This is a genomic window from Colwellia sp. 12G3, assembly GCF_002836775.1.
In the GTDB taxonomy this organism is placed as follows: Bacteria; Pseudomonadota; Gammaproteobacteria; order Enterobacterales; family Alteromonadaceae; genus Colwellia.
In genome coordinates this window covers 1-15537 of sequence record NZ_PJAQ01000015.1, presented here as the reverse complement: position 1 = coordinate 15537, position 15537 = coordinate 1, and the positions used below count along the sequence as shown (strand labels likewise).

Here is a 15537-nt window from a genome sequence, read left to right as displayed (position 1 = left end):
CAGCGTCCTTATCAAAATCAATAACGCTGCATGTAAACCTTTTAAACTCGCCCTCTGGGAGCTTTCTCGATGTCCACTAACATCGTTAAGTTTATTTGATTTAGAATGACTAAACCGAAACAAATTTTCCTTGTTATTGAACATCGAGCAGAGCTCTGAGTTGGGAATAAATTTAATCAAATTGAGATAACACTTAATAACAGAGTTGTGTGATATAGGTTTTGATCAATAGTGTTATTGATCAAAACCTACTGATTATTAATCAGCTTACGGGAAGTAACATGGTTAAATGCTATAAAAATTCTTAACCATTATCTTTAGGCCTATAACTTTTACAATATATGTTTTGGTACTTCCTCAAATCAAGTTTGACTTGTGGCGCTAATAAATACAATCCAATGATATTAGCGATAGCCATCGAAAAAAACATTGAATCTGATATTGCGATAACCGCATGTAAACTTACCGATGCACCTAGTGCTGTAAAAATACAAAAAACAACCTTATAGAGTAAGTCTAATATTTTAGATTCACCTACCAAATATCCCCAAGCAATAGAACCATAATATGCCCATGAAATCATAGTTGAAATGGCAAACATTAATACCGCAACACTCAGTACATAAGGAAACCACCAAATAACACTGGCAAACGCTCGAGAAGTTAACGCAACACCATCAATACCATCGGTTGTTTGATAAGCCCCCGTAATAACAATCACTAATGCGGTTATGGTGCAGATAACGATAGTATCGATAAAAGGCTCAAGCAATGCGACATAGCCTTCTCTAACAGGCTCTTTAGTTGATGCGGTTGCGTGAGCAATTGAAGCGGCTCCCACACCTGCTTCACTTGAAAATGTCGAACGTTTAAACCCCTGTATCATTACGCCAATAATACCGCCGACAACACCGGTGGGGTTGAATGCACCATTAATGATAAGACTGACTGCATGCGGTATTTCTGTATAGTGATAGGCTAAAACAAAAAGGGCCGCAGACAGATAGATTCCAGCCATTAAAGGCACTAGTTTCTCAGTGACTTTAGCAATACTTTTAATCCCCCCAATAATGACGACTCCAATCACAATCGCGAGTAAACTACCGAAAAGCCAACCTTTATCTGCCCAAAAACTTGTTTCATTACCCATTGCTATGACAAACTGCTGATAGGCTTGATTTGATTGCAACATATTGCTGCCACAAAGAGAAGCAACCACACAACATACCGCAAAAAAACTCGCTAGGACTTTACCCAGTTTTTCATAGCCTAATTCAGCCAAACCATTCTTAAGGTAATACATAGGTCCACCATGAACCTTACCCTGTGTATTTATGTATCGGTATTTTACGCCAAGGGTACATTCCAAGAATTTGGTGGACATTCCCATAAAACCAGCAATGATCATCCAAAATGTTGCGCCCGGCCCACCAATTGAAACAGCAATAGCAACACCTGCTATATTACCTAAACCAACGGTGCCTGAAAGTGCCGTGGTTAGTGCTTGAAAGTGACTTACCTCACCCGGATCATCAGGGTTTGAATAATCGCCTCGAATTACTTTGCAAGAATGGGTAAAGCCACGAACATTAATGAAACCAAAATAGAAAGTAAAAATGACGGCAGCAATGATGAGCCACATTACAATGAGAGGAAATTGAGTGCCAGCTACATCAACACTGTAGAAAATGATACTGGTAAAGAAATTAGCGATAGGTACCAATAACTGATCAATTTGTTTATCAATCGTCAAATCGGACGCCATTACGCATGGACTGAACAATAATGTCATTACGACACTTAGAATTATTTTCATATCATTATTTTTTTAAATACCGATGAACTTATTGTGCCACCAGTCTGTGCTTTAATGAGTTCGTTAATTAGCGAGTATTACATAATATAATTACAATTTGCTAAGGGCTTTTTTAAATTAGCGTATTTATTTATGGTTGTAACCAGTGCTTTAGGTTTTATCGGTTGTTTACATCAGCAAGTTTTCAAAATACCACCTACTAGGTAGCAAGATAAAAATTGCTCTTAATGGCTAAATTAACAAGAAATGGATAGAGATTTTACAGTTTATATCAGGATAGTAGGAGAACAAGTAAAATTAGGGTATTTATAAAAATTTAATATCTCATAAAACGAATAGAGTTAAGTATCATTTTAAATTGATGAATAGTATTCAGAATTATTTATTTAGGGGGTATATAATCGGATAAATATATCTAAAAATTATTATTTTACAGATAGTTAATGTTTTAGATAGGTGTATATATTGAATTTATAAGATGGTACCCGGAGCCGGACTTGAACCGGCACGCTTTTCGGCGAGGGATTTTAAATCCCTTGTGTCTACCAATTCCACCACCCGGGCATTGTATCTCTCGGCTTACACCAAAGATAAGGGAGTATTTTTATAGTAGGTTGGTACCTACTCTTTATAAATTCATTTATCATTTTTTATTAAAAATGAATGACTCTTGTCATAAACTTATAAAAATTGGAGCGGCTAACGAGACTCGAACTCGTGACATTCACGTTGGCAACGTGATGCTCTACCAGCTGAGCTACAGCCGCTTCATTAGAGCTTTACTTTTACTACTTTACATCTAAATAAATGGTACCCGGAGCCGGACTTGAACCGGCACGCTTTTCGGCGAGGGATTTTAAATCCCTTGTGTCTACCAATTCCACCACCCGGGCATCGTTATCTATAAGATAAAGGGAGTTTTTTATAGTAGGTATTGGTAACCTACTTATTCTTTTGTGAAATCTTGGAGCGGCTAACGAGACTCGAACTCGTGACATTCACGTTGGCAACGTGATGCTCTACCAGCTGAGCTACAGCCGCTACGTAGAATAATAATTTTCACTTACTACTTTTACAGGTAAAACTTCTTTTAGCATTACAACTAAAATTGGAGCGTCTAACGAGACTACTCTCATCAACATAAGTCGTGACATTCACATTGGTAACGTGATGCTCTACTAACTTAGATACTGCAGCTCGTAAAATACAAATATTCACTTACTACTTTTGCAGGTAAAACTTCTTTTAGCATTACAACTAAAATTGGAGCGGCTAACGAGACTCGAACTCGTGACATTCACGTTGGCAACGTGATGCTCTACCAGCTGAGCTACAGCCGCTTCATGAGAGCTTTACTTTTTACTTCCCATCTATCGTTGAGGATATGGTACCCGGAGCCGGACTTGAACCGGCACGCTTTTCGGCGAGGGATTTTAAATCCCTTGTGTCTACCAATTCCACCACCCGGGCAAAATGGAGGCGGATACCAGAATCGAACTGGTGTACACGGATTTGCAATCCGCTGCATAACCACTCTGCCAACCCGCCATTTTGTCAACGATGTTTTCAGTGATATCACTATCAATAAATTTTGCTTTTATTTTAACTTAAATTGGAGCGGCTAACGAGACTCGAACTCGTGACATTCACGTTGGCAACGTGATGCTCTACCAGCTGAGCTACAGCCGCTTCATTTAAATCTTAACAGTTACAAAACCTAGTATAACGAACAACTAGAAGATGTAACATCAACTTAGCCTAATTCGCTTTACTTGCTGACTCCCTGTCAACGAAAACGCATTCTACATCTTAATATTTTCCAGTCAACTATTAAATTGACTTTTTATTCTAACTGCTTAAAAAGCGAGTCGTTTGTTCTATTTTTAACTAAAAGCTCGTTTGAGTGGGTTAAATACCATCAAATCTCTTTAAAAATGTTTATTGTGCTTTTAACTCTGGCCACGCTGCTTTGAAGTAACTAACCCAGGTAGTAACGGTTAAAACAGTCGCAATAGAATAAAAGCCATAAGAAAGGTAATTAATCACTTCATGTGGCAAGTGGAAAAAAATTAATGGAATATCGTAACTAGGTTGCCAAATGAGTCCCATAATACCGAGCATTTGCGCTGCCGTTTTATATTTACCCATATTAGACACGGCTATAATGTCACGTTTCCCTATTGAAGACATGAATTCACGTAACGCACTAATAAATACTTCTCGCGCTATCATAATAATAGCGGCTATAGAAACCAACCATGAACTATAGTCTTGCGCAATCATAACCAAGGCGACAACAACCATCAGTTTATCGGCAACAGGGTCAATAAAAGCGCCAAATGCTGAAGATTGATTGAGCTTTCGAGCAAGATAACCATCTAATATGTCACTAATTGCCGCTAACCAGAAAATAGCGAATGCACCGAAGTTACTCCACGAAAGAGGTAAATAGAAAATTATGACGAAAACTGGGATCAAGACGATCCGAAATAATGTTATTTGGTTAGGTATTGTCCACATTAACTTTTCACTGCAAGTATTTTTCTTTAGTTTACACAAGTTGTTATAGCAGTGCTACGGCAGAATGGGACAAGTTTAGGTAAAATAGCTCAATAAAGCCTTGCATAGCAAAACCTTATCTAAATTTTTGATTGGTGATAAAAAGTACGGTTATAGAGGTTTACTTGTCATGTAGAGCATTATGGATTTTCTCCGCTAACACATGACTTATGCCAGGCACTTTCGCTAAGGTAATAATGTCGGCTTGTATAACCTCTTGTAAGCCACCTAAAAACGTTAATAAACTTTGCCGTTTTTTAGCACCTATTCCTTCAATTAATTCTAAACGAGACTTTTTACTTACCTTTTGTCGCTTCGCCCTATGCCCTGTTATAGCAAAGCGATGCGATTCATCACGAATATGCTGCACTAAGTGCAATGCTGGGGATGTAGCAGGTAAAGAGATCAACTGATGGCTACCGGCTAAAATCAATGTTTCTAAGCCCGGTTTACGTGACTCACCTTTAGCAACCCCGACTAATAACGGTGTTTTTGTTAACGCCAGTTGACTAAAAAAATTCTCAGCTTCAGCAAGTTGTCCTTTACCACCATCAATAAAGACAATATCGGGTAACTTTTCTAAGGCACTATGCTCTTCAGGCTTAACAGGGGTGCCTTTTAATTTCCCATAACGTTTTCTTAAAGCAAATGCCATAGCAGCATAATCATCGCCAGGGGTGATGCCAAAGACATTATATCGGCGGTAATCTGTTTTTAGAGGACCTTCTTGATTAAACACTACATTAGAAGCAACCGTTTGTTGCCCCATGGTATGGCTTATATCAAAACACTCAATACGCTGTATGCCATTTTCTAGCTCAAACACTTCATTCAACGCAGCAAAGCGTGCTTGCATTGACTCTTTATGACTATTTCTGGTAACGAGTGCTGTTTGTGCGTTGGTACCAGCCAGCTTTAAATACTGAGCTCGTTCGCTACGTGAATTCGTTGATATCTTAACGTCATGGCCTGCTTGTTCACTCAATAGAGTCGCTAAGTCTTCTACCTGCCCAATTGATTCTTTAATAACAATTTCTTTAGGAATACTACCCTGTACTTTGCCATTAGTTAATGTTTCAGCGGTTAAATAGTGTTGGGCAATAAAAGCCTGCAATATATCACTGTCTGTACTTTCACTTGGCACTGTTGGGAAATAGCTTTTACTGCCTAATATTTTATGCTGTCTAATAAAGAGCAGGTGAATACATACTTGCGTTTTATCACGATATAAACCGACAACATCTAACTCGGCAACATGGCCACTGACAAACTGTTGCTGTTGAACCTTTCTTAGCGTTACTATTTGATCGCGATATTTAGCCGCGTATTCAAAATTTAACTCATTACTGGCTAATTCCATTTTTGACACTAACTGCTCAATCACCGTCGAACTTTTACCTTGTAAGAAAAGCTTGGCTAAATTAACTTGGTCTTGATAATCGCCCTCAGAGATTTTATCTACACAGGGTGCTGAACAACGTCCTAGTTGATGTTGTAAACAAGGTCTTGAACGTGCGCGATAGTAGCTGTCCTCACATTGCCGAATAGGAAATATCTTTTGCATTAAACGCAAACTTTCCCAGACAGCCCCAACCGTTGGAAATGGACCGAAATAGTCACCCTTTATTTTTTTACCACCGCGGTGCAAGCCTAACTTAGGATGCTTATGGGCGGTAATAAGTAAATAAGGGTATGATTTATCATCACGTAATAAAATATTATATTTGGGTTGATACTTTTTGATGTAGTTGTTTTCAAGGATCAGCGCCTCACCTTCCGTGTGAGTAACGGTAACTTCGATGGCGGCAATTTGCTTAACTAATACTTGTGTTTTAACTGAGCCTACATCTTTGCGAAAATAACTCGCTAGACGTTTTTTTAAATCTTTGGCTTTACCAACATAAATAACCACTTGCTTACTATCATACATGCGATAGACGCCCGCTTTCGCGGTAACTACACGCAAAAAAGCCTCACTATCGAAAGTTGAGGCTTGAGTGGTTGGTTTTTTGTTTACATTATCATCAGGTTTTGACGGCATTAAGACTAAGCTTCTTAGGGAGAGTTATAGCTTTTCTGTTTTTAACATACCAAAGCGAATAGCTAAATGCGTTAATTCTACATCGTTACTGACATTGAGTTTTTCAAACATACGATAACGATAACTATTAATCGTTTTAGTACTCAAGTTTAAATGTTCAGAGATAGAGGGGACTTTATCACCACGCGTTATCATGATCATAATCTGTAACTCTCGATCAGATAAAGTATTGAAAGGGTTATCATCAACCGATTTAAATTGGTTCAATGCCATTTTTTGTGCGATATCAGAAGGAAGGTAACGTTGACCACTATGCACCGCACGAATAGCAATAACCATTTCATCAGGGCCTGCATCTTTAGTTAAGTAACCCGCAGCCCCCATCTGCATCACTTTACTTGGAAAGGGGTCTTCAGAATGCGCTGTTAACACTATAATTTTAACGTCTGGTGCAAAGCGTAATATTTTCTTTGTCGCTTCAAGACCGCCCATGCCTGGCATATCCATATCCATGAGTAAAACATCAGGTTCACTGTTTCGACAAAATTTAATTGCCTCTTCACCTGTTTCGCATTCGCCAACAACATTTAATCCTTTAACGCTCGTTAAAATTTTATTAATACCGACACGAACAAGGTGATGATCATCAACCAATAAAACATTTATCACGCAAGGCAACCTTAATTAGATTTGAAAAAGAGCAAGAATATAGCGAAAGTGCAGACTATTCAATTGAAGAGTCTGGTAGTCGCTTTATTAATACTATTTAGAGTTTATTATTTTTCAGCCAACTATTTAACAAGCCTATTTGACCATTTTTATAAGCGGCATAAGTTAGTCGTACAGCATTACTGAGTATAACACTGTCTGACCAGTTAGTTTGTTCACTAATAAGTTGATAACAATTATTTGCCTCTGGTGACATATAACCGCGCATTTCCTGCAAACCACGCTCTTTCTGTCGTTCACGATAACGCTTTTGCTTTTCAGCATTACTCATCGCAACTTTTTTAATAGGCAATTCATTCATTTGTTCGGCATTTTTCATGAAAATTTTGTTTATCTCTAGCTACATGCACCTATAATTACGCATAACGACCGCATAATCAAGATATGAAAAAAATTTGATATAGACAAATTAATTGAAATTTTTAACTGTTCAGAGTTGTTTAGAGTACAAGTGTACGCTAAAGTAGCCCCCTAAAATTTATTATCGGATTTCAGCTTATTATGGCGATGCCACAACAAAACTCATACAGTAAAGAAGATTTAGTAAAAGCAGGCACAGGGGAATTATTTGGTGAAGGTAATTCACAGCTTCCTTCTGACAACATGCTGATGATGGATCGCATTATTACCATCTCTGAAGAAGGTGGTGAAAATGGTAAAGGTTACATATTAGCCGAACTAGATATTACCCCAGATCTATGGTTTTTTGATTGTCACTTTAAAGGTGACCCGGTAATGCCAGGTTGTTTAGGCTTAGATGCTATGTGGCAACTTGTTGGTTTTTTCTTAGCTTGGACGGGTGGTCCGGGTAAAGGCCGTGCTTTAGGTGTGGGTGAAGTTAAATTTACCGGTCAAATACTACCTACCGCTAAAAAAGTTACCTTTAAAATAGACTTTAAACGCGTTATTAAACGTAAACTTTACATGGGTCTTGCTGACGGAAGTGTAAGTGTTGATGGCCGTGAAATATACACGGCTAAAGATCTTAAAGTCGGTTTATTTACTGATACTAGCAAGTTCTAAAGTAGCTTTTGCTTACTGACAGTAACCTAGAGTTCTTTACTAACTGTTAGTAATACTTACTTGGTTATTTGACAAAAATTACAATTGAAAAAGCCCAGCAATTTGCTGGGCTTTTTAATAGATTAATTCAAATTAATTAATATACTGTCGAGCAATTCTTTACAAAACAATAAAATTGTTTATTTAAAAAGCCCCTGTTGTTTATCTTCTATGGCTTCTCGCCATCCGCCAAGCCATTGTGACTTTATTGCATCAATTTGGTACGGGCAATGTTCCTTAGAACGACCAGATATACCTGCTTGGTAACCTCTTGTGTGTGCCCTATTTTGGCGATCGCGTTTTTGCCGCTTCATCATAAATACACGCTCCTTGGTTCTTCTTATAGAGATATAAATATTAGTTGCGACAATAAATAATTGCTCTCGAGCAAGTTAATTCGTCAACCAATTATTGAACAACTTTATTAAGCATAGTTCAAGAAAGCCTAAATACAATGATTAAATTTAATAAATTACCGACATAAAAAAAGCACTAGAAAGTGCTTTTTTTTTATACTTAATTATCAGTCATTAAACTTTAAAACTTAATAAATCCTTGTAAAATTATTGCTTGAATCTTCTACGACGAAATCCACAAATGGCTAATAGTGAAAATAATACCATTGAGCTAATACTTGCCCCCTGCCTTTCTATCTTTTCTTCAACCAAACCACAATCTGTTACTTCACCACCTTCAATAGGCTCAAGTAATACCGCTCGTACTACATCAATCATCACTGGATTACCACTATCATCAACGACTGGCTTTCCTAAAGTATCGTATGATGCGGACTTTACTATGGCAGTAGCTGAAATTTGACCAACATCATTAATGTCATTTGCTTTAATAATATTATACGGGGAATCACACTTTAACAGCGTATTAATATCGGTAATTACCGGTGAGTCAATTGATGTATCAAACATAAATCCGGTAGTACGACGAGGGTTATTAGCACTTTCATTATGACTTTCTATTTGTGCCTCACCGACAATTACACCTGAAGCATTCACGGCAAAAGCGGTGCTTACTGACGTAGTAAAAAAGTCTTTGGGGATAATAATTTCCATTTCACTTTCAGGAACACTAGTATCAACATAGAAAAGCTTTTTAATAAATCGAACAGGATCACGGGTATAACCAACAACTAAACCATTGTCGTTAATATCATTTGCGCGAGAAAAAGGATAAACCGATCCAGAATTGAAGTTATAATGAAGTTGATTAAAGTCAGACACTTTACCGTCTTTAAAAATCACCGCATATGAGCCCCCCATCCGCTCATTGGGGGCGGGTGTCGTCACATTGGTGTCATTCCAGCCATGAGCATAACCAACCGCGACTCCATGATTATTAACGGCAAGGGCTTGGCTAGAAAAAGCCCTGTCATCATCAGCATGAGGTGTAATTAACAGGCCCAACTGCTCTGTTTCTGGAACGTTATCTGCCGACAATGTCGCCTTAAACGCTTGAACGTGATACATACCGCTTTGTATTTTTTGAACACAAACTTCAAAAGGTATAGTGGCTAAAATAGCGGGGTCTGCGCAACCACCTGTTTCATCAAGTATTTGATTTTCTCTGAACTCACTGAGTTTATAACTACTGTAACCAACCGCAATACCGTTATCATTTATATCAAAAATGGCGGATATGCCACCACCATACTCTGTAAATTCAGGAGGGATTTCGATAATAGTCTCACCAAAATCAGGGGAGAAGAAACCGCGTTGACCATGTGCACGCACCCAATGAGTTTGAATAAGCCCGTTACTGTCAGCAGGCCCAGCCAAAGGCAAATAGGGAGCCGTTGCAGTACCAAACATAACACCACTGTTGTTAAAGCCTTCAATTGAACTGACAGTTGAACGCGTTATTTCCCCACTACAGGCGGTACCTGTAAAATCAGTATCAAAGACACATATTTCTGTCGATACGCTGCCTTCATTGAGATTAATCATTGCGGCAGTATCGGCAACGATTTGATATTCAAAGTTTGTATTAGACTTATTCTTTTCTTCAAGATATAACTTAGCCCAAGCAAGATCATTTGCTGTTGGCTCCCCTATCTTCATAGCTTCAAGGTCTTCTATAGGTCCAAGACCAAAATAATAGTCTTGGCGAGAAAGAGCTAAATAAACAATATTATTAAAATCAGTCTCATCGAAATAGTCAAATTGTACTGGGAAATTATAAACATTCGACCCAGTTACAGCCATATTACCCTGATTATTTAACTTACCACCGTAAGTATATCCAAGATTTTCTGCTGGTTTTTTATCAACTACTCTATAAGTCTCAGCATGGCTATAGTTAAATAAACTTAAACTCAAAGCACTAATTACTGTTAACGCGAGTATATTTTTTGAAAATGGCTTCATTCTACTTGCTTACTCTTTATGGTTGTTCTGGATTAACTTGTTTTTTAACAATCAAGTTAATCACTGTTATTTAAGGTATACATCAAGGCAATACTTTAAAACGAAGACTTACCCTTTTAAAGTATTTATTTGTTATTCATCATCGAGTTCTTGCCACCTGGCATAAACGATTTCAAGATTTGACTCACTTTCTGCCAGCTGGTTCAAAACTTTTTGAGTTATTTTGTCATCTTGGCTAAAAAAGTTAGCATCATTAACTTGCGCTTGTAGAGAATCAATTAAACTTTCTAGTTCATCAATTTTTCCAGGCAGCATTTCAAGCTCACGTGCTTCTTTAAACGATAGCTTTTTTTTCTTTGCTTCAGCTTCTGTTGATGCATTATTTTGTTCAAGATGAGCACTGTTTTTAGACTGCTTTTCTTGACTAGTTTTTTTATCCGCACCATCAGCCATGTTATCGCGCTGTACTTTCTTTAAGGCGAGGTAATCATCTACGTCATCGTACCCACCAACAATCTGATTTATCTGTCCGGTACCGTCAAAATACAAACAAGTATTTACACAGTTATTAACAAAGTCGCGATCATGGCTCACTAAAATAACGGTTCCTGCATAATTTGCAACAACTTCCTCAAGAAGCTCTAATGTTTCAATATCAAGATCGTTGGTCGGCTCATCGAGAATAAGCAAGTTGCTTGGACGTAAAAACAATCGAGCAAGTAATAATCTGTTTTTCTCACCACCTGATAAAGCTCTTACCGGTGTACGCGCTCTTTTAGGGCTAAATAAGAAATCTTGTAGATAACCTAATACATGGCGAGAACGACCATTTACGACAACCTCTTGTTTACCTTCACCGACAATTTCTTGTACTGTTAGGTTCAAATCAAGGGCTTCACGATGTTGATCAAAATAAGCAATATCTAAATTAACACCTGAGCGCATTTTACCACTCGTAGCGGCTTGCTTTTCCATGATTAGTTTAATCAGTGTTGACTTACCCGTACCGTTAGCACCAATTAATGCTAATCGGTCATTACGCGTAATAAGTAGGTTGAGGTTTTCAATGACTACATTATCACCAAAGGCTACTTTGACATCTTCAGCTTCAAAGACTAGTTTGCCAGAGCGGTCACCTTGAGTAATATTCATGGTACTTTGATTACGTACATCACGACGTGCGGTTCGCTCAAGACGAAGTTTTTCTAGCGAACGAACTCGGCCTTCATTACGAGTACGGCGGGCTTTAACCCCTTGACGGATCCATACTTCTTCTTCCGCTAATTTTTTATCAAATAGCGCATTTTGTTGATCTTCAACTTGTAAATCATGCTGTTTTTGCTCGATATACAAATCGTAATCACCCGGATAACTTTTTAATTTACCGCGATCTAAATCTAAAATACGGGTAGATAAACCACGGATAAACGCCCTATCATGGCTGATAAAGATAATAGTACCGGCAAAGTCTTTTAAGAATTGCTCTAGCCATAACACGCTTTCAATATCTAAATGGTTTGTTGGCTCATCGAGTAACAATATATCAGGGCTGGTAACAAGCGCTTTAGCCAATGCAACTTTACGTAACCAACCACCAGATAAGTCGCAAATTTTAGCATCCGCATCTAATGATAACGTAGTCATGGCTTGATCAATGCGCTGTTCGTCTAGCCAAGCATTGGCTTTTTCAAGTTCTTCTTGCACGTTTGCTAACTTGTTAAGATTTTTGTCACTTGGATCTTCGCCAATCAAGTGGATTAAGGCGTGATAACGACGGAGAAGTTCGGCGTTTTCTTTTACCCCTTCAGCAACATAGTCAAAAACAGAGATATCAGATGACTCTGGTGGATCTTGTTCGAGCATTGACATTTTCATGGTACTAGACTTTAAAATCTGCCCATCGTCTAAACCTTGCAAGTCCATTAATATCTTCATTAAAGTAGACTTACCTGCTCCATTACGCCCTACTAAACAGATACGTTCGCCAGTTTGTACACTTAAATCTGCTTTATTTAAAATCTTATCTTCGCCGAAGGCAAGCTCACCATTGGCTATTCTTAATAATTCCATAATTCTTCTTATGCTTGATTGTTAACTAATTGAATTGCTGTTAACTAATTGCGTTACTTGCGCTTGGGTAAATGGCCAAAACAGCTTAGTATTTTCACTGCTGTTTTGTGCTAATTTTTCGAGTACGGGAATGTGTACACCATACAATTCGACCAGTGTTTTCGTTTCATGGTCAACATTTTCTTGTTCAATAATATCAACCTGAGTTACTTGCTCAACAGTCAATACTTTTAAACAAAGTGTTAACGCTTGTTCACATAAATGGCAGCCTTCGCTGCCATATAAATTATACTTAATCATTATTGCTACTAATTTATGTCGCTGTCCGCTTAATAGACCAGCTATTATGAATATGCTTATTTCGGGCGAAATCGTTATCACGCGTAACATCAGACATTGCTTGTGCAGTTAAGCCCAGTTCAGTTAACGCTTCAAAATCTATCTTAAAGTTGCGCTTGTTATTAGTGAAAAATATTTCACCGCCTCTATTAAGTGATTTTAAAGCATCGGTGATTAATACAACATGATCTCTTTGTACATCAAAGCTATCTTCCATGCGTTTTGAATTAGAAAATGTTGGTGGGTCAATAAAGATGATGTCGAATTTATTAACATTCTTTTTCAACCAATCTAAACAGTCTGCTTGAATAAATTGATATTTATGACCGTTCAGCTTATTTAAGGCAAAGTTATCTTCTGCCCAATTTAAATAGGTATTAGACATATCTACAGTAGTAATCGACGCAGCTCCTTGTACCGCAGCTTGTACTGATACCGAACCTGTATAAGCAAATAAATTAAGTAATGATTTCCCTTGAGATTTTTTCGCAACTATTTGACGCGTTTTGCGGTGATCTAAAAACAAGCCCGTATCGAGGTAATCCCATAAGTTAATTTTAAACAAGGCGCCATGTTCATTAATAGTCAGCGATTGTTTCGTTTTTTCTAATCGTTCATATTGATTAGCGCCTCTTTGCTTAGCGCGCGTTTTCAAAATCACTTTATCTCTTGGAATATCTAACACCTTCGGCGCCCAATAAATAACTTCTTGCAGACGTTTTTGCGCTTTATCTTCTTCAATAGTTTTCGGTGCAGCGTACTCTTGTATCACTAAATACTCGCCATAAATATCAATGGCAACATTATATTCTGGAATATCACCATCATATAAACGGTAGGCTTCAATCTCATTTGATTTCAACCAGCCCTTTAAATTTTTACGATTTTTCTTTAAACGGTTAGCAAACGCACTATCTTCTTCAGCAAAATCAGATTGCGGGTTTGACACATCTTTTGCCCCTTGTTTTGCATCAAGGTTATATAAAGCTAATTGACAATCTAACGGGCCATTTTTAAATTTATAACGCTTAAAACTCGACAGTTTCAGCAAAGAAAGTAAATCGACATTCGCCGTTAATATAGCAATACGCCAATCTTTAAACTGCATTTTAAGTTTTTGACCGAATAAAACGAAATTTTCTACTAACTCAGGTAATTCACCAATTCGTTCACCATAAGGTGGGTTAAATAAAATTGTACCCGGTTGCCCAAAAGTATTATCCATGTCATTGGTATTTTTACAGGTGAATTCAATATATTGCTGTACTTGAGCATTACGAGCATTTTGCTGTGCTGTTCTGATTACACGTTCATCTATATCGATACCAAAGACTTTCACGTTGAAGTTCGACATGTTTTCTTCAGAGCTATCTATCGCGAGCGTTAATTGTTTTTTCCAAACAGCATCATCATGTGACAACCAAGACTCAAAGCCCCACGACTGTCGGTTAATAGCAGGTGCTTGCTTAGCGGCCATTGAAACGGCTTCAATCAAAATAGTGCCTGAACCACACATAGGATCGACCAACGGCTTGCTAGTATCATTTAACCAACCCGAACGTATTATTAACGCGGCTGCTAAGTTTTCTTTTAAAGGTGCTGCACCACTGTGCTCACGATAGCCACGTTGGAATAAACCACGGCCAGAAAAATCAAGAAAAATGGTAACATTATCTCTTAGTAAACGAGCCTGAAAACTAATTTGAGGTGCTTTTTTATCAACATTAGGGCGTTCGAAACCTTGATCTCTAAATTGATCAACGATCGCATCCTTAATCGTTAAGCCACCAAACTGGCTATTACGAATTTCTTCGCTGTAACCAACAAAGTCGACAGCAAAGGTAGTAGTCGAGTTAAAGATATCGGGCCAGTTAATACTACTCGCGGCTTTAAACAATTCATCTTTATCTTTCGCTTCACCCTCACCTAGTTTAAGCATGATGCGGGTAGCAAGGCGTGTCCAAAGAGATATTTTATATCCCAAGGCTAAAGAAGCTTGAAAATAAACGCCTTCTGGTTTTTGTATAACGTTAAATGCGCCGAGGCTTTTTATTTCGTCGAACAGTAAAACTTCAATACCCGGAGATGTTAAGGCTAAAAATTGTTGCGTGGATTCTTTCATGGTAATTTCCAGAGTAAATTATGGGCGCGATTATATACGCAAACGCAAAGCACATAAACAAAAGTTAACTTTAACTGACCGAAACTGCCTGATTTTCACACGTAACGAATAACATTTACGCTAACGGTGTTTTTTTTATAAAAGCGCTTGCTTTATCGATGCTCTATCCTTACTATACGCATCGCTTTCAGGGAGTAACCTTTCTGGAAGAAACTTCTCGCAATAAGAAGTAAAATATTGTGGCTTGTTTAAGTGTTTACTAGCAATAGTAACATTTGAACCATTCGGACGCGGGATGGAGCAGCCTGGTAGCTCGTCGGGCTCATAACCCGAAGGTCGTCAGTTCAAATCTGGCTCCCGCAACCAATTCTTAAGTTTGAATTAAAACAGCTTGGCTTGTTTAAGTATTTACTAACAA

11 protein-coding genes and 9 tRNA genes are annotated in these 15537 nt (G+C 37.9%); 2 read left to right on the top strand and 18 right to left on the bottom strand.

What is annotated here, in order from left to right:
- Nucleotides 1–304 precede the first annotated feature (304 nt).
- The 13 genes from CXF71_RS05445 to CXF71_RS05385 form a co-directional block, all read right to left on the bottom strand.
- Complete coding sequence (locus tag CXF71_RS05445; protein WP_232771391.1) at nucleotides 305–1792, bottom strand: alanine/glycine:cation symporter family protein; 1488 nt, start codon at nucleotides 1790–1792, stop codon at nucleotides 305–307.
- A 503-nt stretch (nucleotides 1793–2295) separates the two neighbouring features.
- Nucleotides 2296–2380, bottom strand: a tRNA-Leu gene (locus tag CXF71_RS05440).
- Nucleotides 2381–2507: 127 nt separating this feature from the next.
- Nucleotides 2508–2583 (bottom strand) — tRNA-Gly (locus CXF71_RS05435).
- Nucleotides 2584–2624: 41 nt separating this feature from the next.
- Nucleotides 2625–2709, bottom strand: a tRNA-Leu gene (locus CXF71_RS05430).
- Between the two features lie 72 nt (nucleotides 2710–2781).
- Nucleotides 2782–2857, bottom strand: a tRNA-Gly gene (locus tag CXF71_RS05425).
- Between the two features lie 223 nt (nucleotides 2858–3080).
- Nucleotides 3081–3156, bottom strand: a tRNA-Gly gene (locus CXF71_RS05420).
- A 45-nt stretch (nucleotides 3157–3201) separates the two neighbouring features.
- Nucleotides 3202–3286 (bottom strand) — tRNA-Leu (locus CXF71_RS05415).
- 4 nt (nucleotides 3287–3290) lie between these two features.
- Nucleotides 3291–3364, bottom strand: a tRNA-Cys gene (locus tag CXF71_RS05410).
- A 65-nt stretch (nucleotides 3365–3429) separates the two neighbouring features.
- Nucleotides 3430–3505 (bottom strand) — tRNA-Gly (locus CXF71_RS05405).
- A 249-nt stretch (nucleotides 3506–3754) separates the two neighbouring features.
- A complete protein-coding gene (gene pgsA, locus CXF71_RS05400; protein WP_101231957.1) occupies nucleotides 3755–4336 on the bottom strand; it encodes a CDP-diacylglycerol--glycerol-3-phosphate 3-phosphatidyltransferase in 582 nt (193 codons plus the stop codon).
- A gap of 160 nt (nucleotides 4337–4496) precedes the next feature.
- On the bottom strand, nucleotides 4497–6416 hold the full coding sequence (gene uvrC, locus CXF71_RS05395; protein ID WP_101231956.1) for an excinuclease ABC subunit UvrC: 1920 nt from the start codon (nucleotides 6414–6416) through the stop codon (nucleotides 4497–4499).
- A 24-nt stretch (nucleotides 6417–6440) separates the two neighbouring features.
- On the bottom strand, nucleotides 6441–7085 hold the full coding sequence (uvrY, locus tag CXF71_RS05390) for a UvrY/SirA/GacA family response regulator transcription factor (RefSeq protein WP_101231955.1): 645 nt from the start codon (nucleotides 7083–7085) through the stop codon (nucleotides 6441–6443).
- Nucleotides 7086–7182: 97 nt separating this feature from the next.
- Complete coding sequence (locus CXF71_RS05385) at nucleotides 7183–7464, bottom strand: hypothetical protein (RefSeq protein ID WP_198559839.1); 282 nt, start codon at nucleotides 7462–7464, stop codon at nucleotides 7183–7185.
- A 188-nt stretch (nucleotides 7465–7652) separates the two neighbouring features.
- Here CXF71_RS05385 and fabA point away from each other — a divergent pair, with 188 nt between their 5' ends.
- Nucleotides 7653–8168, top strand: coding sequence for a bifunctional 3-hydroxydecanoyl-ACP dehydratase/trans-2-decenoyl-ACP isomerase (gene fabA / locus CXF71_RS05380; RefSeq protein ID WP_101229678.1), 516 nt, complete (start codon nucleotides 7653–7655; stop codon nucleotides 8166–8168).
- A 179-nt stretch (nucleotides 8169–8347) separates the two neighbouring features.
- Here the strand turns inward: fabA and rmf are convergent, their stop codons facing one another.
- From rmf to rlmKL, 5 genes are all read right to left on the bottom strand, one after another.
- A complete protein-coding gene (rmf, locus tag CXF71_RS05375) occupies nucleotides 8348–8521 on the bottom strand; it encodes a ribosome modulation factor (RefSeq protein WP_101231959.1) in 174 nt (57 codons plus the stop codon).
- Between the two features lie 249 nt (nucleotides 8522–8770).
- Nucleotides 8771–10588, bottom strand: coding sequence for a DUF3466 family protein (locus CXF71_RS05370; protein ID WP_101231954.1), 1818 nt, complete (start codon nucleotides 10586–10588; stop codon nucleotides 8771–8773).
- Between the two features lie 132 nt (nucleotides 10589–10720).
- Nucleotides 10721–12658: an ATP-binding cassette ATPase Uup gene (gene uup / locus CXF71_RS05365; protein WP_101231953.1), complete on the bottom strand. Its 1938-nt coding sequence runs from the start codon at nucleotides 12656–12658 to the stop codon at nucleotides 10721–10723.
- Nucleotides 12659–12679: 21 nt separating this feature from the next.
- Entirely contained in the window at nucleotides 12680–12958 is a 279-nt protein-coding gene (locus CXF71_RS05360) for a glutaredoxin family protein (RefSeq protein WP_101231952.1), read from the bottom strand.
- 13 nt (nucleotides 12959–12971) lie between these two features.
- A complete protein-coding gene (rlmKL, locus tag CXF71_RS05355) occupies nucleotides 12972–15119 on the bottom strand; it encodes a bifunctional 23S rRNA (guanine(2069)-N(7))-methyltransferase RlmK/23S rRNA (guanine(2445)-N(2))-methyltransferase RlmL (RefSeq protein ID WP_101231951.1) in 2148 nt (715 codons plus the stop codon).
- Between the two features lie 289 nt (nucleotides 15120–15408).
- Here rlmKL and CXF71_RS05350 point away from each other — a divergent pair.
- Nucleotides 15409–15485 (top strand) — tRNA-Met (locus CXF71_RS05350).
- Nucleotides 15486–15537 lie beyond the last annotated feature (52 nt).

What these genes read in the sequence shown, in the direction of transcription:
- rlmKL (WP_101231951.1), bottom strand. Translation starts at nt 15,119, where the DNA reads ATGAAAGAATCCACGCAACAATTTTTAGCCTTAACATCTCCGGGTATT.
- CXF71_RS05445 (WP_232771391.1), bottom strand. Translation starts at nt 1,792, where the DNA reads ATGACATTATTGTTCAGTCCATGCGTAATGGCGTCCGATTTGACGATT.
- rmf (WP_101231959.1), bottom strand. Translation starts at nt 8,521, where the DNA reads ATGAAGCGGCAAAAACGCGATCGCCAAAATAGGGCACACACAAGAGGT.
- pgsA (WP_101231957.1), bottom strand. Translation starts at nt 4,336, where the DNA reads ATGTGGACAATACCTAACCAAATAACATTATTTCGGATCGTCTTGATC.
- uvrC (WP_101231956.1), bottom strand. Translation starts at nt 6,416, where the DNA reads ATGCCGTCAAAACCTGATGATAATGTAAACAAAAAACCAACCACTCAA.
- CXF71_RS05385 (WP_198559839.1), bottom strand. Translation starts at nt 7,464, where the DNA reads ATGAAAAATGCCGAACAAATGAATGAATTGCCTATTAAAAAAGTTGCG.
- uup (WP_101231953.1), bottom strand. Translation starts at nt 12,658, where the DNA reads ATGGAATTATTAAGAATAGCCAATGGTGAGCTTGCCTTCGGCGAAGAT.
- CXF71_RS05370 (WP_101231954.1), bottom strand. Translation starts at nt 10,588, where the DNA reads ATGAAGCCATTTTCAAAAAATATACTCGCGTTAACAGTAATTAGTGCT.
- fabA (WP_101229678.1), top strand. Translation starts at nt 7,653, where the DNA reads ATGCCACAACAAAACTCATACAGTAAAGAAGATTTAGTAAAAGCAGGC.
- CXF71_RS05360 (WP_101231952.1), bottom strand. Translation starts at nt 12,958, where the DNA reads ATGATTAAGTATAATTTATATGGCAGCGAAGGCTGCCATTTATGTGAA.